This is a genomic window from Roseomonas sp. SRI_022, assembly GCF_057586215.1.
Genome location: NZ_JBYCZL010000003.1, coordinates 165,775 through 185,168, shown reverse-complemented (window position 1 = coordinate 185,168; position 19,394 = coordinate 165,775). Strand labels below are relative to the sequence as shown.

Sequence of the window (19,394 nt, the reverse complement as noted above, 5' to 3'; positions counted from 1 at the left end):
CGCCATGCCCGTGAACCCCGCCGATGGCGCCGTGCTCGGCGCGCTCTACGGCACCGATGCGATGCGTTCGGCCATGGGCGAGCACGCCTTCCTCCAGCGCATGCTGGATGTCGAGGCCGCCCTCGCCCGCGCCCAGGCGCGGCTCGGCATCATTCCCGCCGAGGCCGCACCCGCCATCACGGCGGCCGCCGATGCATCGCGGCTCGACCTCGCGGCAATGGCGGCGGCGACGCGCAACACCGGATACCCGGTGGTAGGGCTGGTGAAGCAGCTCTCGGCGCTGGCGGGGCCGGACGCCGGGCGCTGGACGCATTGGGGCGCCACGACCCAGGACATCATGGACACCGCGGTCGTGCTGCAGGTCGGCGACGGGCTGGCGCTGATCGAAGCTGATTTGCGCGCGACGATCACGGCGCTCGCAGCGATGGCGGCCGCGCATCGGGACACGGTGATGGCTGGGCGGACGCACCTCCAGCACGCGCTGCCGGTGACCTTCGGCTACAAGGTCGCGGTCTGGCTGGCGCCGCTGCTGGCCTCGCTCGATGCGCTGCCCCGCGTGCGGGACCGCGCGCTGCGGCTGTCCTTCGGCGGTGCCGCGGGCACCCTCGCCTCGCTCGGCGACCAGGGCATCGCGGTGACACGGGAACTCGCCGTCGAACTCGACCTCGCCGAGACCGACATCCCCTGGCACGTCGCGCGCGACGGGCTGGCGGAGGCTGTCTGCTGGCTCGGTATCCTCTGTGGCACGCTGTCGAAGATCGCCACCGACGTGATGCTGATGATGCAGACGGAACTCGCCGAGGTGTCCGAGCCGCACGTCCGCGGCCGCGGCGGGTCATCGACCATGCCGCAGAAGCGCAACCCGATCGCCTGCGAATACGTGCTGTCCCAGTCGCGCGGCGTGCACGCACTGGTGCCGCAGGTGCTCGCGGGCATGGCGCAGGATTTCGAACGTGGCACCGGCCCGTGGCAGACGGAACTGCTTGCCCTGCCGCAGGCCTTCCTGCTGGCGCATGGCGCGCTGTCCCAGGCGCGCTTCATTGCCGAGGGACTGGTGGTCGATCCCGCCCGCATGCGCCGCAACGTCGACGCGACCGGCGGGCTAATCGTGTCCGAGGCGGTGATGATGGGTCTCGCCCCGGTGTTCGGGCGCGGCGACTCGCACCACATCGTCAACGACGCCTGCGACCTCGCCATCGCCGAGGGGATCGGGCTGACCGAGGCGCTGATGCGCGATGGGCGCGTCTCGGCGCGGCTCGATGAAGCGACGATCGCGAAGATGACCGATCCGGCGGCCTATCTCGGCAGCGCGGGGGCATTCGTGGATCGGGTGCTGGCGCGGGCGAAGGGGTGACCGGAGAGGGGCGCCGCCCCTCTCCGAATCTCTCCCCGCCAGGGGGCAACGGCCCCCTGGACCGCGGTCAATTGACGCCGAACGTCACGGGGCTTCGGCCATCTCGAGCAGCGCCTGGCCATTCCGTCGGAATGCCGCCATCTGCGCCTGGGTGCCACGGCAGCGTTCGGAGAACAGGCTGCTGTCCGGGGCCACGACATCGATCTTCGACCGCACGCGGCAGACCAGCCGCGTCGTCATGCCCGGCGTGCCGCCATGCCAGCGCACCAGCGCCATCGACCAGTCGCCATAGGTCTCATAGTGCTGGCGCAGGTAGTTGGCCGCCCAGTCGGTCGCCTTGTAGGGGTCGAGCGGCCAGTCCTGGCCACCGCGCGCATGGACGGCGACATTGACCTGCACGCAACCAGCCATGGCGCGCCCGCCGGCCGCGCGGATCAGGCGCACCGCCTCCGCCTTCGTGTCGGGGTAGTAGGCGCGGCCGCCGATGTTCAGCGCATGGGCATGCAGGCCGCTCTCGTTCAGGGCGATCCCGACCAGCAGGCCCTCGGGCAGGCCATGTTCGCGCTCGGCCTCGCGGGCGGCATCGAGGCAGGCGGCGCGTGGTGACAGATCCTCACGCACCTGGTTCGCAGCCTGGGCGACCTGTGGCGGTGCCTCGGGCGGTGCGCAGGCTGACAGCGCCAGCACCCCGGCGAGCGCAGTGGCCCAGAGCGGGGACAGCAGGCGCCGGCGGTGGCGTCGGGCAGTGCCCCGGAGCCGGCGCAGCCGGGCCCTGAGGTGACGGGCGCCCCGCGCCAAGGCGCGCGGGGGGGCCGCACGATGTCGCCGACTTGGTGTGGCCGGCAATGCATTCGCGGTCATCATGGCCGCTGTCGACCACAATCCGACAGAAAAATCAAACCCGCACCGCCATCAAACGACAATCATACTCGAAAGAACGTAATGTGGCCGGATTTTGGCGCAGTCATTCTGAAGTAAATTGACTTGTTGTTTCCCGATACGACCCGCGCCGTTGGAATAATTTTTACTTCACTATTCAGTATATCGCCACAGCGCGGGCGATCTGATTTTTCCGTGACGATCAGGCACCCCAGGGCTGCTTGCCCTGGCCACCGACAGGCCGCGCCGCGCCGTCACTCCATCCTGACCGATGGCGCCGCCTGCCCCGCGATCAGGACATTGACGCAGGCGGGCTTGCCGCTGGCGAAGGCGCGCTCCAGCGCTGGCGCCAGCTCCTCCGCCCGGGTCACATATTCCCCATGCGCACCAAGTGCCCCGGCCACCAGGTCGTACCGCGTGCCAGGCGCCAGTTCGCAGCCATGCGCCCGCGCCGCGCCGTATTCGCGGAGCTGGATCTGATGCTCCGCATTCCAGCGCGCGTCGTTGCCGACCACGGCGACGAACGGCAGGCCGTGGCGCACAGCCGTGTCGAATTCCGCCATGTGGAAGCCAAAGGTGCCGTCCCCCAGGACCGCCAGGATGCGCGCGCCGGGGCGGGCGCAGCGCGCCGCCAGCGCAAAGGGGATGGACGGGCCGATCGCCCCAGCGACGCCATTGATGACCCGCGCGGGTGCCGAGAGGATCGCCTGCGCCCATTGCCCGATCTCCCCGCCATCGCTGACCAGCACCGTGTCCGGCCCGGCATCGAGGAAGGGCCGCAGCGCCCGGCACAACGTCGCCGGATGGATCGGCCCGGCCGGCGTGCCGGCCAGCGCCGCCCAGGCGGGCGGGCGGAAGCCGATATGGGTGGCGAGGCGCCCCGCCCAGGCGGCATTGCCATGCGGCGTGGCGACGGCGGTGAGCGCCGCGACGGCCTCCGCCGCGCTGGCCATGGCGGTCACGGTGATGCGTGCGCCCAACCCACGCACCGCACGAGCCAGCACATCCGCGTCCGGTTCCACAACGACGAAGCGCGCGCCTGCGGCGATGCCCGGCGCACGACCGAAGCGCAGCGTGAAATCGAGCGCCTTGCCCAGCAGCACGACCAGATCCGCCTCGGCCAGCGCCTGGGCGAAGGCGCCGAGCGAGGGATCGCCGAGCCCGCGCGGGCTTTCCATTGGCACCACCGGCAGGCCGATGCGCGCGGCGAGTGCCGCGACGGCGACCCGCCCGGCCGGCGTGCACAGCGCGGGCGGCACCACCAGCACGGGCCGTTCCGCGGCAGCGATGGCTGCGACGATGTCACGCGCAGCCCCGGGCGCCACCGGCATCGGCATCGGTGCGAATTCCGCAGCCTCGGGCAAGGCGGGCGGATCGACCCGCGCATCCAGCACATCCGTCGGCAGCGACAGATGCACCGGCCCTGGTCGGCCCGATCGCGCGATGCGCATCGCCCGTGCGACGTCAGCCGCGAGACCCGCGGCCGTCTGCGCCGTGAAGGCCGCCTTGCAGAGCGGTTCGGCCATCCGCGCCTGTTCGAGTTCCTGGAAGGCACCAAGGCCGAGTTCGGCGAGCGGCGCATGGCCCGACAGCAGCAGCACCGGTACCTCGCCGGCCTGCGCGGTCGGCAGTCCGGCGACGGCGTTGGTGTGCCCCTGCCCGCCCGTCACCAGCGCGACGCCGCATTCGCCGGTCAGCCTGGCCCAGGCATCGGCCATGTGGACGGCGGCGGCTTCGTGCCGCGTGTGGATGATCTCGATGCCGGATCCGAACAGCGCGTCATAGACCGGCATGATGTGGTTGCCGGACAGGCTGAAGATGCGGCTGACGCCCGCCTGCTTCAGTGCCCGCACCAGCAGCTCCGCGCCGCGGATCGTATCGGTCATGCTCGTCCTCCGGAGTTCTGGCCGGCAGCACGCCACGGGCTGGACAGCCTGTCCAGCGCCGGTAGTCTCGCGGCAATGAGTGGGGAACGCGCATGGCCGAAGCGGCCAGCCTGAAGGTCAGCGTGTGGCGCGGCGGCGAACAGGGCGAATTCGCCCGCTTCGAGGTGCCGGCGCGCGCGAACCAGACGGTGCTCGACGTCGTCACCTACATCCAGCGGGAACTCGATCCGTCGCTCGCCTATCGCTTCGCCTGCCGCGTGGGCATGTGCGGGTCCTGCGCGATGACGGTGAATGGCCGCGCGCGGTGGACCTGCCGGACGCATGTGCGCAAGGTGGTCGATGCCGATGGCGCGCTGGAATTGCGCCCGCTCGCCAACCTGCCGGTGATCCGCGACCTCGCCGCCGATCTCTCGCCCTTCTTCGACAAATGGGCCCGCGCGCGCGGCACCTTTCAGCCGAAGGACGCGCCCGACGGTGCGGTGCCGGAGGATTTCGCGGTCGTGCCGCCGGCGTCGAAGCAGCGGCGAGAAGCCGATGCGGGCATCGAATGCATCGGCTGCGCCGTCTGCTACGCGAGTTGCGACGTGGTGGCGTGGAACGACGACTACCTCGGCCCCGCCGCGCTGAACCGCGCCTGGACGCTGGTGAATGACGTGCGCGATGGCGGGCGCGCCGAACGGTTGGATGCCGTGGCGGGCGATGCCGGCTGCCATTCCTGCCATTCGACGCAATCCTGCACGGAACGCTGCCCGAAGAACCTCGATCCGTCCGCCGCCATCGCGGGGCTGAAGCGGACGCTGTTCTGGGACACGCTGCTGGGGCGGCGATGAGCGCGCGCAGCGAGACGCATCTGTGGATAGTGCAGCGCCTGACCGCGATGCTGCTCGCCATCGCCGTGCTGGTGCATCTGGTGATGATTGTCACCGCCGTGCGTGGCGGGCTGTCGGCCGCCGAGATCCTGTCGCGCACCCGCGGCAACGAGGCCTGGCTGATCTTCTACGTCGTCTTCGCGCTCGCCGCCGGTCTGCATGGCGCGATCGGGCTGCGCAACATCGCTGCCGAGACGATCGGCCTGCGCGGGCGCGGGGCGGATCTCGCCTGGGTGGCAGCGGGGCTGGTGACGGCGGGCTTCGGCATCCGCGCGGCGATCGGGCTCTATGCGTGATGGATCTGCGCCCGCGATCCCACCCGACGTACCTCGCCTTCGTGGTGCATCGCCTCTCGGGGCTGCTGCTTGCACTGTTCCTGCCGCTGCATTTCTGGGCGCTCGGCACGGCAATTTCCGGGGAGGCACGGCTCGACGGGTTGCTGCGTTGGACCGAGAATCCGCTCGCCAAGGCAGCCGAGACGCTGCTGGTCGTGCTGCTGGCCGCGCATCTCGCCGGGGGCTTGCGGGTGCTGGCGCTGGAGTTCCTTGGCTGGCGGTCGCGGCAGAAGGACATGGTGGCGGCATCCGCCGGCATCGCATTGCTGTTCGGGTTGGTGTTCCTGCTCAATGTGGTTTGAAGCGAGTGTCGTGGCCGGCGCATGTTTTGTCGCCGCCTTCTGCGCGGGCATGGCGGGCTTCGCCTTCGTGCTGGTGGCCGCCGGCATCCTGCTGCATGTCGTGCCCCCTTCCGTCACCGCGCCGGTGCTGGTCCTCGGCAGCCTGATGGCGCAATCCATGGCGCTGCCGCCGCTGTGGAAGCACATCGAATGGCCGCGGCTGCGTGCCTTCCTCGGCGTGGCGCTGCTTGGCCTGCCGGTCGGCTTGCTGGTGCTGGCAAAGGGCCCGGCACCGGCCATCGTCGCGGGCGTCGGGCTGCTGCTGGTGGTCTATTCCGGCTACATGCTGGCGCGCATCGCGCTGCGCATGGCCCCGCCCGAGGTGGCCGGCGGCCGCGCGGCGGATGCCGCGGTGGGCTTCGCGAGCGGCATCCTCGGCGGCATCGGCGGCTTCGTCGGCGCGCTGCCGGCGATGTGGGCGGACATCCAGGGCTGGCCGAAGGACCGCGCGCGGGCCTTCATGCAGCCCTTCATCGTCTTCATGCAGGCGATCACCGCGGTGGGCCTGGCCTTCGCCGGCTTCTTCACCACCGAGGCCCTGGTGCTGACCGCCGCCGCCGTTCCGGCGCTGGTGATCGGCACGATGATCGGCCTGCGCGCCTATGTGAGGCTGCCGGCGCAGGGTTTCCGGATTATCCTGCTGGTGCTGCTGCTGGTCTCGGGGGTTTCGCTGCTCGTTTAGGGAAGGAAGGCGCAATGACGCTGATGACGAAGGCGGGAGTCGAACCGCTTCGCGTGGAGCCGGAGGCGATCGAGGAAGCCGCGAAGCTTCTCTACATTCGCGCCTGCAAGATCCTGCCCGACGACATCAAGGCGGGCTTCGCGCGGCTGGATGGGTCCGAGACCGATGCGACGGCGAAGACCATCCTGGCGACCATGATCGAGAACATCGGCGTGGCGGAGCGGATGGACAACCTGCTGTGCCAGGATACCGGCATCCCCATCTTCAACGTGCTGGTCGGGCGCAACGTGCAGGTCGATGGCTGGGCGCTGAAGCAGGCGATCGCCGCCGGCACCGCGCGCGCCACGCGCGACCATCCGCTGCGGTCGTCCGTCGTGCATCCCATCACCCGGAAGAACGAGCACACCTCCTGCGGCGAGCGCGTCCCTGTCATCAACATCGACTTCACCGATGTGGAGCGCGAATTGCGCATCGAGATGATCCCGAAGGGTTCCGGGTCCGAGAACGGATCGTTTCTGCAGATGCTGATCCCGGCCGATGGCGTCGCGGCGGTGAAGCGCTTCGTGGTGGACCGGGTGATCCAGGCCGGCGGGAAGGTCTGCCCGCCGACCATCGTCGGCGTGGGCGTCGGCGGCACCTCGGACCTGTGCATGCACCTGGCGAAAGTGGCGGCGACGCGCCCGCTGGGATCGCGCTGCGCCGATCCCGAAGGTGCTGCGCTGGAGGCCGCGTTGTCGGAAGCCGTGAACACGCTCGGCATCGGCCCGCAGGGCCTGGGCGGGGATTCCACCGCCTTCGCCGTGCATGTGGAGACGGCGGCGACGCACATCACGATGAATCCCGTCGCGGTGAACATCCAGTGCCATTCCGCGCGACGCGCGAGTGCGACATTCACCCCCGCCGGCATTGCGATCGGGTTCTGACGCCATGGCCCACCACACCCTGCACATGCCCATCACCGAGGCGCAGGTCCGCGAACTCCGCGCCGGCGACACGGTGACGCTCGAGGAAACCCTCTACGGCATCCGCGATGCGACACAGATCCACATGTTCGACCATGGCCGCCGGACAAAGTTCGACCTGCGCGGCCATGCGGTGATCCACACCGCGCCGAATTTGCGCAAGGTGGACCGGTCCGGCACCAACCATTCGGGCTATGAGGCGGTGTGCGTCGGCACCACCACCTCCGACCGCATGGAACGCTTCACCCGCCCGCTGATGGAACGCGAGGGCGTGCGCATCATCATCGGCAAGGGCGGGCTGCGGGATGGGTCGCTGGAAGCGTTCCGCGACCTTGGTGGCGTCTACCTCGCGGTGGTCGGCGGCGCGGCCGCGCTGGAGACGACCTGGATCGAGGCGGTGGAGGATGTCGATCTCGACGACCTCAATCCAGAATCCCTCTACAAGTTCCGCATCAAGGGCTTCGGGCCGCTGCTCGTGGCGATGGATGCGCATGGCGGCAGCCTCTACGCCACGGTGAATGCCGAGGCCGCGAAGCGCCGCCAGGCCGTACTTGAGAAATTGGGAGCGGCATGATGGTGCTGCTGCCGCTCTATTTGATGATCCAGGTGCTGCCGCCGCCGCTCGGGCAGGTGGTGTCCACGTTGGTGCTCGGCACCGCGGTGGGCGGCATCGCCTATGCGGCGCCGACGGATTGCGCTTGCGGCGTGCCGGCCAGCCCACGGGGGCCACGGTGATCGAGCATCGCCGCACGGATGTGCTGATCCTTGGCGCGGGTGGCGCCGGGTTGCTCGCCGCGCTGCATGCGAAGGATACCGCGCCGGACCTCGATGTGACGATCGCTGTGAAGGGGCTGCTGGGGAAGTGCGGCTGCACCCGCATGGTCCAGGGTGGCTACAACGTCGCCATCGCGGAAGGGGATTCCGCCGAGCGCCACTTCATGGACACGCTCGATGGCGGGAAATGGCTGAACGACCAGGACCTCGCCTGGACGCTGGTGGTCGGTGCGCAGCGGCGCATCCGCGAATTGGAGAACCGCTGGGGCTGCTTCTTCGACCGCAACCCGGACGGCACCATCCACCAGAAGGCCTTCGCCGGGCAGACCTTCGACCGCACCGTGCACAAAGGCGACCTGACGGGCATCGAGATCGTCAACCGCCTGGCCGAACAGGTCTGGGCGCGCGGCATCAACCGGATGGAGGAACACCGCGCCGTCGCGCTGATCCGGAGCCGCGACGGAACGCGGATCGCGGGCGTGCTGCTGATCGACATGCGCAGCGGCGCGCTGGTCTTCGTGCAGGCGAAGGCGGTGCTGCTGGGGACTGGCGGCGGGCCGACCATGTACAAGTACCACACGCCGTCCGGCGACAAGGCCTGCGACGGCATGGCGATGGCGCTGCGCGCAGGGCTGCCGTTGCGCGACATGGAGATGGTGCAGTTCCACCCGACCGGCGTCCTCGCCGGCCCGGGCACGCGCATGACCGGCACGATCATCGAGGAAGGCCTGCGCGGTGCGGGCGGCTATCTGCTCGGCGGCGACGGGCAGCGCTTCATGCACAAATACGACCCGCGCAACGAGCGAGCGACGCGCGACATCGTCAGCCGGTCGATGCAGCGGGAGATCCTCGCCGGCAACGTGAACGCCGAAGGCGGGCTGTGGATCGAGATGGCGCATCTCGGCCCCGAGCGCGTCGCTCGCGAGTTCAAGGGCATGGTCGAACGCTGTGCCGACAACGGCTTCGACCTTGCCGGCGGGCGCGTGCCGGTGGTGCCCACCGCGCATTACATGATGGGCGGGCTGGTGTTCCGCGCCGACGGTTCGACCGAGTTGCCGGGCCTGTTCGCGGCGGGCGAGGACACCGGTGGCGTCCATGGCGCGAACCGCCTCGGCGGCAATGGCGTTGCGAATTCCACGGTCTTTGGCGGCATCGCCGGCGACAGCATGGGCGCCTGGGTGCCTCGCCACGGCGAATTCGCCGACCCCGACCCGGCCGCCCTCGATGAAGCGGCCTCCTTCGTCCAGGCGCCCTTCGCGAAGCCGGCGCGCAACCTCTCGCCGATCCGCGACGCGCTGCTCGACCTGATGTGGGACAAGGCCGGCATCCTGCGCGACGCGGCGGGCCTCGCGGAAGCGGCCGCCGGCCTCGACGCGCTGGAAGCCGACACCGATGCCGCCGGGGTGGATGGGCGCGACCGCGCCTTCAACCTGACCTGGCATGATTGGCTGAATCTCAGGTCGCAGTTCCTCGTCAGCCGCGCCATCGTCGCCGCCGCGCAGGCGCGCGAGGAATCCCGTGGCGCGCATTGGCGGGAGGACTTCCCCCATACCGCGCCCGATGCCGAGGGCCTCGCCGCGACGCGCGTCACGCTGGATGGGGCGCGCATCGCGCTCGACTGGCAGCCCGTCGCCTTCACGCGCCTGCGGCCCGGACAGAGCCTGCTCGCCGCCGAATGACCACGCCCTTCACCTTGACTTGGCGCGGGCGGCTTCCCATCCTGTGCGCCAAGGGGATGTCCGCGATCACCCCGTGAGGCTCCGGCCGAAGCATCGCGTCCCAAACTCCCGCTTGGAGAGGACGCCCCCATGCCGGCTCCGACCATCGTCACCGTCCAGCAGCTTGCCCGGCGCATCGGCCTGCCCGATGCACCGCTGATCGTTGATGTGCGCGTCGAGGCAGACGCCGCCGCCGACCCGCGCTTCATCCCCGGCACCATCTTCCGCAGCCACACGGACGTCGCCGCCTGGGCCGAGGGCTTCGCCGGGCGCGACGTTGCCGTGATCTGCCAAAGGGGCCTCAAGCTCAGCCAGGGTGCGGCCGCCTGGCTGCGCCATGTGGGCGCCAATGCCGAATCCCTCGAAGGCGGCTTCGAGGCCTGGCGCGATGCCGGCCTGCCGCTGGTCTCGCCCACCCAGGTGCCGCCGCGCGACGCCAAGGGCCGCACGCTCTGGGTCACGCGGGCGCGGCCGAAGGTGGACCGCATCGCCTGCCCCTGGCTGATCCGCCGCTTCGTCGATCCGGCCGCCGTCTTCCTGTTCGTGGCACCCGCCGAGGTCGCGGCCGTCGCCGACCGCTTCGGCACGACGCCCTTCGATATCGAGGGCGTCTTCTGGTCCCATCGCGGCGACCACTGCACCTTCGACGTGATGCTCGATGAATTCGCCCTGCATACGCCGGCACTCGACCGGCTCGCCCTGATCGTGCGCGGCGCCGACACGGCTCGCCCGGACCTCGTGCCCGAGGCGGCGGGGCTGCTCGCTGCCTCGCTCGGCCTGTCGCGCATGCATCGCGACGACCTCGCGCAGCTCGAGGCGGGCATGGCGTTGTATGATGCCTTCTACCGTTGGGCGCGCGACGCGGCCGACGAAACCCACAACTGGCCGACCCCGGGGAAGCCTGCATGAAACCGCAGCCGCATTTCCCGACCTTCGCCGAGGCGCTGCGCGTCTGGCTGCGCGTCGGCCTGCTGTCCTTCGGCGGGCCGGCCGCGCAGATCGCCGTCATGCACCGGGAGGTGGTGGACGACCGCCACTGGGTCTCCGACGTGCGGTTCCTGCATGCGCTGAACTTCTGCATGCTGCTGCCGGGGCCGGAGGCGACGCAGCTCGCCACCTATCTCGGCTGGCTGATGCACGGGGTGAAGGGCGGCATCGCGGCGGGCGTGCTGTTCGTCCTGCCGGGCGCCGCGGTGATGCTCGCGCTGTCGATGATCTACGCGACGCTGGGCGAGGTGCCGCTCGTCGCCGCGCTCTTCTTCGGCCTGAAATGCGCCGTGCTGGTGCTGGTGGTCGAGGCCTTGCTGCGCGTCGCGAAGCGCGCACTGCATGGCGCGCCGGCCTGGGCGCTGGCGGGGGCGGCCTTCGTGGCGCTGGCCGCCTTCGCGGTCCCCTTCCCCATTGTCGTGTTGGCCGCGCTGGCGATCGGTTACGTCGCGCCATCCGCCTTCGCCGCTGCCGGCCACGGCAAGGCAAAGGACGGTCCGCCGGCGCTGCTGGATGCGGCGCTCGCCGCCGATCCCGACCGCATCGGCCGCATGGCGCCGGCGGCGAGACGGGCCGGGCTGCTGACCGTCGCGCTGTGGGTTTGGCCGGTCGCGCTGTTGTTCGGCACGCCGGTCTGGGGTGACATCGCCTGGTTCTTCTCGAAGATGGCGGTCGTCACCTTCGGCGGCGCCTATGCGGTGCTGGCCTATGTCGCGCAGGAAGCGGTCGAGCACTACCGCTGGCTCACCGCGCCGGAGATGCTGGCCGGGCTCGGCCTCGCGGAGACGACGCCCGGTCCGCTGATCCTGGTGCTGCAATTCGTCGGCTTCCTCGCGGGGTATCGCGACAGCGGCATCCTTGGCGGGATCGGCGGCAGTGTGCTCACGCTGTGGGTCACCTTCGCGCCCTGCTTCGCCTTCATCTTCCTCGGCGCACCCTTCGTGGAACGGATGCACGAGCAGCCGCGGCTGAAGGGCGCGCTGGCCGGCGTGACGGCGGCGGTGGTCGGCGTCATCGCGAACCTCGCCTTGTGGTTCGGCCTGCGGGTGATTTTCGCACAGGTGCGGGACGTGGCGATCGGTCCCGCGACGATCGACATCCCGGTGCTGGCCACGGTGCAGCCGACTGCGTTGCTGCTGGCCGTGCTGGCCGCGGTGCTGCTGTTCGGCCTGAAGCTCGGCCTGCCGCGAACGCTCGCGGTCAGCGCGGCGGCGGGGCTGGCGCTGTCCTTCCTGCCCGTCTGACCCCCGCTACCGCGCCGCCTTGCGGATGTTCCAGGCGATGATGATGCCGGGCATCGCCAGCACATCCGACACGCGCGGGCTGACCGCCGAGGGCAGATACCACTGCCCATGCGGCACATAGGGCACGAGGCGGTAGGCGCTTTCCTGCAACGCATCGAGCAGGCGCCGCCGCTCGGCATCGTTGGCCGCATAGGGGAAGGCGTCGATCAGCGCCTGGTGGTCGGCATCGCAGGGCCAACCCGGCCAGGCGCGCTCGCAGGACGCCTGCATCGGCACGTTGCCGACCGGGTCGGAGGCGCCAAGGCCGTTCCAGAAGGTCAGGCCGATATGCCAGCCACCCTCGGCGGGCGGGCGGCGGTTGTTGCGCCGCTGCGCCATGGAGGCGAAGTCCGTCGCCTGCACATCCGTGCGGAAGCCGACCTGCTGCATCTGCTGCGCCAGCACCAGCGTCGCCGCATGGACGAAGGGATTGTCGGTCGGGTCCATGATGACGATGGGCGCGCCGTCATAGCCGCTCTCGCGCAGCAGCACCCGCGCCCGCTCCTGCGCGGCGGGTGACCCAAGGCCCGCCGGCACGCCCGCATTCGTCTCCTGCGGGGAACCGCAAACGAAGAAAGCATGGCAGACTTGGTACAGCGCGGGGTCGGGGAACATCGCCTGCAGGATCTCCTCCTGGTTCACCAGGAGCATCAGCGCCTGCCGCGCCCGCGCATCGTTGAAGGGCGGATGGATGTGGTTCATGCGGATCATGCCCGGCGCGCCGAGCGTGTTGGTCCGCACGATCCGCATGCCGCGCCGCTGCAGCATGGGCAGGAAGTCCACGCCGGGGCTTTCGATGTAGTCCAGCTCGCCCTGGATCAGCGCCAGCACCGCGGTCTGCGCATTGGCAATGTTCAGCCATTCGACGCGATCGACATGCGCGACCTTGCCGCCGGCCGTCCCCGATGCCGGCTCGCTGCGCGGCACGTAGGCGGGGTTGCGACGATAGACGACGCGGCTGCCGGGCACCCATTCATCCCGCACGAAGATGAAGGGGCCGGAGCCGATCGTCTCGGTGATCGCCGTGAAGGGGTCGGTCGCGGCGATGCGCGCGGGCATGATCGCCGGCATGTTGCCCGCCGGCTTCGACAGCGCATCCAGCATCAGCCCGTAGGGCCGGCGCAGCCGCCAGGTGACGGACTTGCCGTCCGGCTCGGCCGTCAGCGCCTCGGTGATCGCCATGATCTGGCGGCCATGCGGATCGCGCGCGCCCCAGCGGCGCAAGGATGCCACGACATCCTCCGCCGTCACCGGCGCGCCGTCATGGAAGGCCAACCCGTCGCGCAGCGTGAAGCGCCAGGTCAGTGCATCCTCCGACACCGACCAGGTGCTGACCATCTGCGGCTGCGGGCGCTGGTTCGCGTCGCGCCCGAACAACTGGTCGTAGATCATGTGCGCGTGGCTGGAGACCACGCCCGCCGTCGTGTTGATCGGGTCCAGCGTCTGCAAATCCGCATTCGGCACCATGCGCAGGGTGCGTTCCGGCGACACCGGCTGCCCCAGGGCAGGCATGGCCGTGCATGCGGCAAGGGCCAGCAGCAGGGCGCGAAAAGTGCGGGTCATCATGGCTGGCGTCTCCCGGTCGCGCCGGCTGGGCGCACGGTCCGATGATGATGCAGCCAGCGCGGAATTCAACGGTCCCACCCCGGAGGCTTGTCGCGGAGGACCACCATGCCATGCTGCCCGGAAGCCGGAGAGGAGAGCGCCCATGCGCCGCACCAGACTCGCCCTGTTTCTCGCCGCCGTCACGGCCCTGCCGGCGGGGGCGCAGACCCTCACCATGGGAGCGGGCGCGCCCTCCACCTCACTCGATCCGCATTTCTTCAACGCGGCGCCCAACAGTTCGGTCGCGGCGCATATCTTCTCCCGCCTGGTGGAGCGCGACGCGCAGGTGCGCCCGCAGCCGGGTCTCGCGGAATCCTGGCGCGCGATCTCCGACACCGTCTGGGAATTCAAGCTGCGCCCCGGCGTGAAGTGGCATGACGGGCGGGACTTCACCGCCGACGACGTGGTCTTCACCTTCGAACGCGCGCCGAATGTGCCGAACAGCCCCGGTGGCTTCGGCGGCTTCCTGCGCATGGTCGAGCGGGTAGAGGTGGTGGACCCGCTGACGCTGCGCATCCACACCAAGGCACCGCACCCGCTGCTGCCGGTGGACCTGTCCTACATCTTCATCATCTCCCGCCACGTCGGCCAGGGCGCGAGCACCGAGGACTACAACAGCGGCCGCGCAGCGGTCGGCACCGGGCCCTATCGCCTGCGCGCCCACACGCCGGGTGAGCGTGTCGAGTTCGAGCGCAACGACACCTATTACGGCCCGCGCGAGCCGTGGACGCGCGCCGTCTGGCGCGTCATCGCCAACGATTCCGGGCGCACCGCCGCGCTGCTGGCCGGTGACGTGGACCTGATCGACCAGGTGCCGTCCTCGGACCTCGAAAGGCTGCGGCGGGAGTCCCGCGTCGCCATGCATCAGATCCAGGGCCTGCGCATGATCTACCTGCAGGCGGATTTCTCGCGCGATGGCGCCCTGCCCGGCGTGGCCGACAACAACGGCCAGCCGATCGCCACCAACCCGTTCCGCGACGTGCGCGTCCGCCGCGCCCTGTCGGTCGCGATCAACCGGCAGGGGCTGACCGAACGCGTGATGGAAGGCACCGCCGCACCCTCCGGCCAATGGCTGCCACCGGGGGTCTATTCCTACAACCCGGCGGTGCCGCCGCCGGCCTTCGACCCCGAAGGCGCCCGCCGCCTGCTCGCCGAGGCCGGCTACCCGCAGGGCTTCCGCGTCACGCTGACGACGCCGAACGACCGCTACCCGAACGATGCCCGCACCGCGCAGGCGGTGGCCCAGATGTGGACGCGCATCGGCATCCGCACCGAGGTCCAGGCCCTGCCCTGGTCCTCCTTCTCCGCCCGCGCGTCACGCCAGGAATTCGCCATGCGGCTGGCCGGATGGGGGTCCTCGACCGGGGAAGCCTCCTACGCCGCCATCAACATCATCGGCACCTACAACCGTGAGCAGCGGCGCGGTGCATCCAATGGCGGGCGCTATTCCAACCCGGCGATGGACGCGCTGGTGGACCGCGCCACCACCATCCTCGACGACGAACAGCGCGAACGCGTGCTGCACGACGTCATCAAGATGGCGATGGAGGACGAGGCGGTGATCCCGCTGTTCCACCTGATCAACACCTGGGCGACGCGGCGTGGGCTGAACTACGAGGCGCGGATGGATGAGAGCACGCGGGCGATGGCGGCGCGGCAGGCACAGTAAGGGCGGGGGAGGAGAACCTCCCCCGGACCCCCACCCTTCTTTTGTCTGTCAGCAGGGTGGGACTGCGCGGCGGGCCGGCCCATCAGGCCAAAATGCCGAGGCTGCGGGCGAGGCTGGTGCCGGCGAGGGCGATGATCACAACGCCGACCACCGCCATTAGGGGGCGCGTCGGCATGTGGCGCGTTGCCAGGGCGGCAAAGGGGGCGGCGACCGCGCCGCCCACCACAAGACCCAGCACGATCGGCCACACGTCGATGCCGATGCTGGTCATGAAGGTTGCGGTGACCGCGGCGGTCACGAAGAACTCCGCAGCGTTGGACGACCCGATCGCCATCTTCGGATCAAGTCCCCGCCCGATCAGCGTCGTTGTGACGAGCGGCCCCCAGCCGCCACCGCCCACGGCATCGAGAAAGCCTCCACCGAAGCCGATCGGCGCAGCGTCGCGGTTGGCCAGTTCCGGGTCCGGCGGCCGGCCCACCACGGCACGGCGCAGCACGACCAGCCCCATGATCACCAGGTAGCCGCTGACCGCCGGCTTCAGAAGGCGCATCGGCACTTCGCTGGCAACCAGCGCGCCGGCGACGCCGCCCACGATCCCCGCCACGGCAAGCCGCCGCGTCAGCCTCGGGATCACATGGCCAAGCCGCCAATGCGCCGCACCCGACAGGCCGGTGGTCACGACCTCCGCCGCATGGACGCCGGCCGAGGCCATGGCCGGCGGCACGCCCTGGGCCAGCATCACCGAGGTCGCCGTCAGCCCATAGGCCATGCCGATCGCCCCATCCACGAACTGGGCGAGGAAGCCGACGACGGCATAGACGAGAATGTCCTCAGCCAGGGGCACCTCCGCAGCAGCGATGGCCCACGGAGGCTTCGCCGCGGCCATGGCGACGCTTCGTCCCGGCCATCCAGTATCGCCAGCGGCCGGGCCGGTTCAAGCATCCTGACAGGGCGCGGACATGCGAAGGGCCGGGGAAGCGACCCTCCCCGGCCCTTCGGCGATCCGCGCGCGCGTGTCGCTACCGCTGCAGCGACTGCACGATCTCCTGCGTTACCTTCTTCGCATCGCCGAACAGCATCATCGTGTTCGGGCGGAAGAACAGCTCGTTCTCGACACCGGCGTAGCCGCTCGCCATGCCGCGCTTGATGAAGAACACCGTCTTGGCGCGCTCCACATCCAGGATCGGCATGCCGTAGATCGCCGAGGACTTGTCCGTCTTCGCCGCCGGGTTGGTCACGTCGTTCGCCCCGATCACGAAGGCGACGTCGGCATCGGCGAATTCGGGGTTGATCTCCTCGAGTTCGAAGACCTCGTCATAGGGCACGTTGGCCTCGGCCAGCAGCACGTTCATATGGCCGGGCATGCGGCCCGCGACGGGATGGATGGCGTATTTGATCTCCACGCCTTCCTTCTTCAGCAGGTCCGCCATCTCGCGCAACACCTGCTGCGCCTGGGCCACCGCCATGCCATAGCCCGGCACGACGATGATCTTCTGCGCGTTCTTCATCATATAGGCCGCGTCCTCCGGCGACCCGGCCTTGACCGGCGGCCGGTCGGTATCGCCGCCACCAGCGGCGGCCGAGCCGGATTCCGACCCGAAACCGCCCAGCAGCACGTTGATGATGCTGCGGTTCATGCCCTTGCACATGATGTAGGACAGGATCGCACCCGACGCGCCGACCAGCGCGCCGGTGATGATCAGCAGCAGGTTGCCAATGGTGAAGCCGATGCCCGCCGCCGCCCAGCCCGAGTAGCTGTTCAGCATGGACACCACGACCGGCATGTCCGCTCCGCCGATCGGGATGATCAGCAGGAAGCCGAGCGCGAAGGACAGCAGCGCGATCAGCCAGAACAGCACGCCCGACCCGGTCGCCACGAAGACGATGATCAGGATCACCAGCAGGATGCCGAGGGCGAGGTTCAGCCAATGCTGCCCCGCGAAGGTGATCGGCGCGCCGGACATCTTCCCCGCGAGTTTCGCGAAGGCGATGACCGAACCGGAGAAGGTGATCGCGCCGATGGCGATGCCGAGCGACATCTCGACCAGCGACTGGGTGTGGATATGCCCGTGCGTGCCGATGCCGAAGCTCGCGGGCGCATAGAAGGCGCCAGCCGCCACGAACACCGCCGCCATGCCGACCAGCGAGTGGAAGGCCGCGACCAGCTGCGGCAGCGCGGTCATCTGGATGCGCTGCGCGACGATGGTGCCGATGGTCCCGCCGATCGCAAGCCCCGCGATCACAAGTGCTACGCCGCCGAAGCCCATTCCCTTGCTGAACAGCGTCGCCAGGATGGCGATGCCCATCCCGATCATGCCGAACAGATTGCCCTGGCGGCTCGTCTCTGGATGGCTCAGCCCGCGCAGCGCAAGGATGAACAGGACGGACGAAACCAGATAGGCCAGCGTGGAGAGCGTGGTTCCCATCACCTCAGCTCCCCTTCTTCTTGAACATGGCGAGCATCCGCCGGGTGACCATGAAGCCGCCGAAGATGTTCACCGCCGCCAGCGTGACGGCCAGGAAGCCGAAAATCCGCGCAATGGTCGTATCCGCCGTGCCGGCGGCGAGGATGGCACCCACCACGATCACCGAGGAGATCGCGTTGGTCACGCCCATCAGCGGCGAATGCAGCGCCGGGGTGACGTTCCAGACCACGTGGTAGCCGACGAAGCAGGCCAGCAGGAAGATCGTCAGCAGATAGAGGAAGGGCTCGGCCGCCGCGGCGACCGGGGCCACGGCTTCAGCCGCGGCGCGGGCCTGTGCGGCCAGTTCCAGCGCACGCTGCGCCGTCGCCTGGGCCTGGTTGGCGAGTTCCGTCGCGTTCATGGTCCCTGCCCCCTTATGCCGCCGGCTTCATCGACGGATGCACCACGGCACCCGCCCGCGTGAGTGTGACGCCCTTCACGATGTCGTCCTCCTCCGGCAGCTTCGGCACCTTGGCGTCCTTGTCCCAGAAGGTGGACAGGAAGGTCAGCAGGTTGCGCGCGTACAGCGCCGATGCCGCCGCCGGCAGCCGCCCGGCCCAGTTGGTGTAGCCGAGGATCTTCACGCCGTTGTCGGTGACGAACAATTCGCCCGGCCTGGTCAGCGCGCAATTGCCCCCGGCGTCGGAGGCGATGTCCACGATCACGCTGCCCGGCTTCATCGAAGCGACCATCGCGGCGGTGACGAGGATCGGCGCCTTGCGGCCCTGCACCAGCGCGGTGCAGACGACGACATCCTGCTTGGCGATGTGCGCCGCGACCACTTCCGCCTGCTTGGCGTAGAATTCGGCGGAAAGCTGCTTGGCGTAGCCGCCCGCGGTCTGCGCCGCCTTGCTCTCCTCATCCTCATAGCCGACGAAGGACGCGCCGAGGGACTTGATCTCCTCCTTCGCCGCGGGCCGCACGTCGGTGGCGGAAACGCGCCCGCCGAGGCGCCGCGCGGTCGCGATCGCCTGCAGCCCGGCGACGCCCGCGCCCATGATGAAGGCATTGGCGGCGGGCACCGTGCCGGCCGCCGTAATCATCATCGGGAAGCCCTTGTCATAGGCCGTCGCCCCCTCGATCACCGCGCGGTAGCCCGCGAGATTGGCCTGGGAGGACAGCACGTCCATCGACTGCGCGCGGGTGATGCGCGGGGCGAGTTCCATCGCGCAGGCATCGATCCCCGCGGCGGCATAGGCGCCCGCCCCGGCCGCATCGGCGCCGAGCGTGCCGATCAGCAGCGCGCCGCGCGGGATCAGGGCGAGCTCGTCGACCGAACCCTCCCCCGCCGCGAGCGGTGCGCGGACCTTGAGCACGATGTTCGCACCCGCCAGCGCCGCGGCGGCATCCGGTGCGATCGTCGCTCCCGCCTCGGCATAGGCCGCGTCGGTCAGGCCCGAAGCGAGTCCCGCCCCGGTCTCCACCGCGACCTCCAGGCCCATGCCGGTGTATTTCTTCACCGTCTCGGGCGTTGCCGCGACGCGGGTTTCCCCGTTCCGCCGTTCCGTCAGGACCGCCACACGCATGCGGGATACCCCCTCGCGCCACATTGTTGCGGCGCCACTACCCGTGCTGCCGCAGGGTG

At 69.9% G+C, this 19,394-nt stretch carries 19 protein-coding genes; 12 read left to right on the top strand and 7 right to left on the bottom strand.

The annotated features are described in order from the left end of the window. The first annotated feature begins 4 nt into the window (after window positions 1-4). Window positions 5-1,354: a class-II fumarase/aspartase family protein gene (locus AC2YHJ_RS04120; RefSeq protein ID WP_487394147.1), complete on the top strand. Its 1,350-nt coding sequence runs from the start codon at window positions 5-7 to the stop codon at window positions 1,352-1,354. An 84-nt stretch (window positions 1,355-1,438) separates the two neighbouring features. Here the strand turns inward: AC2YHJ_RS04120 and AC2YHJ_RS04115 are convergent, their stop codons facing one another. Together AC2YHJ_RS04115 and AC2YHJ_RS04110 are read right to left on the bottom strand one after the other, a co-directional pair. Beyond that, a complete protein-coding gene (locus AC2YHJ_RS04115; protein WP_487394145.1) occupies window positions 1,439-1,975 on the bottom strand; it encodes a transglycosylase SLT domain-containing protein in 537 nt (178 codons plus the stop codon). Between the two features lie 512 nt (window positions 1,976-2,487). After that, on the bottom strand, window positions 2,488-4,119 hold the full coding sequence (locus AC2YHJ_RS04110; RefSeq protein ID WP_487394144.1) for a thiamine pyrophosphate-binding protein: 1,632 nt from the start codon (window positions 4,117-4,119) through the stop codon (window positions 2,488-2,490). A 92-nt stretch (window positions 4,120-4,211) separates the two neighbouring features. Between AC2YHJ_RS04110 and AC2YHJ_RS04105 the strand changes: the two genes are divergently transcribed. The 10 genes from AC2YHJ_RS04105 to chrA all read left to right on the top strand — a co-directional run bounded on the left by AC2YHJ_RS04105 (window position 4,212) and on the right by chrA (window position 12,031). Then, window positions 4,212-4,949: a succinate dehydrogenase/fumarate reductase iron-sulfur subunit gene (locus tag AC2YHJ_RS04105; protein ID WP_487394142.1), complete on the top strand. Its 738-nt coding sequence runs from the start codon at window positions 4,212-4,214 to the stop codon at window positions 4,947-4,949. Continuing rightward, window positions 4,946-5,284, top strand: coding sequence for a succinate dehydrogenase (locus tag AC2YHJ_RS04100; RefSeq protein ID WP_487394141.1), 339 nt, complete (start codon window positions 4,946-4,948; stop codon window positions 5,282-5,284). Before AC2YHJ_RS04105 ends, AC2YHJ_RS04100 begins: the two co-directional genes overlap by 4 nt. Then, window positions 5,284-5,625: a succinate dehydrogenase, cytochrome b556 subunit gene (gene sdhC / locus AC2YHJ_RS04095; protein WP_487394140.1), complete on the top strand. Its 342-nt coding sequence runs from the start codon at window positions 5,284-5,286 to the stop codon at window positions 5,623-5,625. The genes AC2YHJ_RS04100 and sdhC overlap by 1 nt, the downstream gene beginning before the upstream one ends. Window positions 5,626-5,635: 10 nt before the next feature. Continuing rightward, window positions 5,636-6,346: a sulfite exporter TauE/SafE family protein gene (locus tag AC2YHJ_RS04090; protein ID WP_487394138.1), complete on the top strand. Its 711-nt coding sequence runs from the start codon at window positions 5,636-5,638 to the stop codon at window positions 6,344-6,346. 14 nt (window positions 6,347-6,360) lie between these two features. After that, the gene (locus tag AC2YHJ_RS04085; RefSeq protein WP_487394137.1) at window positions 6,361-7,269 is read left to right on the top strand and encodes a fumarate hydratase; all 909 of its coding nucleotides are present in this window, start codon (window positions 6,361-6,363) and stop codon (window positions 7,267-7,269) included. Between the two features lie 4 nt (window positions 7,270-7,273). Further along, a complete protein-coding gene (locus AC2YHJ_RS04080; RefSeq protein WP_487394136.1) occupies window positions 7,274-7,882 on the top strand; it encodes a fumarate hydratase C-terminal domain-containing protein in 609 nt (202 codons plus the stop codon). After that, entirely contained in the window at window positions 7,879-8,043 is a 165-nt protein-coding gene (locus AC2YHJ_RS04075) for a hypothetical protein (RefSeq protein WP_487394135.1), read from the top strand. Before AC2YHJ_RS04080 ends, AC2YHJ_RS04075 begins: the two co-directional genes overlap by 4 nt. Next, window positions 8,007-9,761: an L-aspartate oxidase gene (locus AC2YHJ_RS04070; protein WP_487394133.1), complete on the top strand. Its 1,755-nt coding sequence runs from the start codon at window positions 8,007-8,009 to the stop codon at window positions 9,759-9,761. The genes AC2YHJ_RS04075 and AC2YHJ_RS04070 overlap by 37 nt, the downstream gene beginning before the upstream one ends. Before the next feature lie 129 nt (window positions 9,762-9,890). Next, window positions 9,891-10,709 carry a chromate resistance protein ChrB domain-containing protein gene (locus AC2YHJ_RS04065; RefSeq protein ID WP_487394132.1) on the top strand — a complete coding sequence of 273 codons (819 nt, stop codon included), beginning with the start codon at window positions 9,891-9,893 and terminating at the stop codon, window positions 10,707-10,709. Further along, complete coding sequence (chrA, locus tag AC2YHJ_RS04060; protein WP_487394130.1) at window positions 10,706-12,031, top strand: chromate efflux transporter; 1,326 nt, start codon at window positions 10,706-10,708, stop codon at window positions 12,029-12,031. Before AC2YHJ_RS04065 ends, chrA begins: the two co-directional genes overlap by 4 nt. 6 nt (window positions 12,032-12,037) lie before the next feature. On the opposite strand, the gene AC2YHJ_RS04055 is transcribed toward chrA, so the two are convergent. Then, window positions 12,038-13,636, bottom strand: a complete 1,599-nt coding sequence (locus tag AC2YHJ_RS04055) for an ABC transporter substrate-binding protein (protein ID WP_487394128.1) — start codon at window positions 13,634-13,636, stop codon at window positions 12,038-12,040. A 142-nt stretch (window positions 13,637-13,778) separates the two neighbouring features. On the opposite strand from AC2YHJ_RS04055, the gene AC2YHJ_RS04050 reads away from it, so the two are divergent. After that, window positions 13,779-15,344: an ABC transporter substrate-binding protein gene (locus tag AC2YHJ_RS04050; RefSeq protein ID WP_487394126.1), complete on the top strand. Its 1,566-nt coding sequence runs from the start codon at window positions 13,779-13,781 to the stop codon at window positions 15,342-15,344. Between the two features lie 82 nt (window positions 15,345-15,426). Here the strand turns inward: AC2YHJ_RS04050 and AC2YHJ_RS04045 are convergent, their stop codons facing one another. The 4 genes from AC2YHJ_RS04045 to AC2YHJ_RS04030 form a co-directional block, all read right to left on the bottom strand. Then, window positions 15,427-16,230, bottom strand: coding sequence for a sulfite exporter TauE/SafE family protein (locus AC2YHJ_RS04045; RefSeq protein ID WP_487394125.1), 804 nt, complete (start codon window positions 16,228-16,230; stop codon window positions 15,427-15,429). 133 nt (window positions 16,231-16,363) lie between these two features. Next, window positions 16,364-17,770: an NAD(P)(+) transhydrogenase (Re/Si-specific) subunit beta gene (locus tag AC2YHJ_RS04040; protein WP_487394124.1), complete on the bottom strand. Its 1,407-nt coding sequence runs from the start codon at window positions 17,768-17,770 to the stop codon at window positions 16,364-16,366. A 4-nt stretch (window positions 17,771-17,774) separates the two neighbouring features. Next, window positions 17,775-18,170, bottom strand: coding sequence for an NAD(P) transhydrogenase subunit alpha part 2 (locus tag AC2YHJ_RS04035; RefSeq protein ID WP_487394123.1), 396 nt, complete (start codon window positions 18,168-18,170; stop codon window positions 17,775-17,777). Window positions 18,171-18,183: 13 nt separating this feature from the next. Next, a complete protein-coding gene (locus AC2YHJ_RS04030) occupies window positions 18,184-19,335 on the bottom strand; it encodes a Re/Si-specific NAD(P)(+) transhydrogenase subunit alpha (RefSeq protein WP_487394122.1) in 1,152 nt (383 codons plus the stop codon). Between the last annotated feature and the right edge of the window lie 59 nt (window positions 19,336-19,394).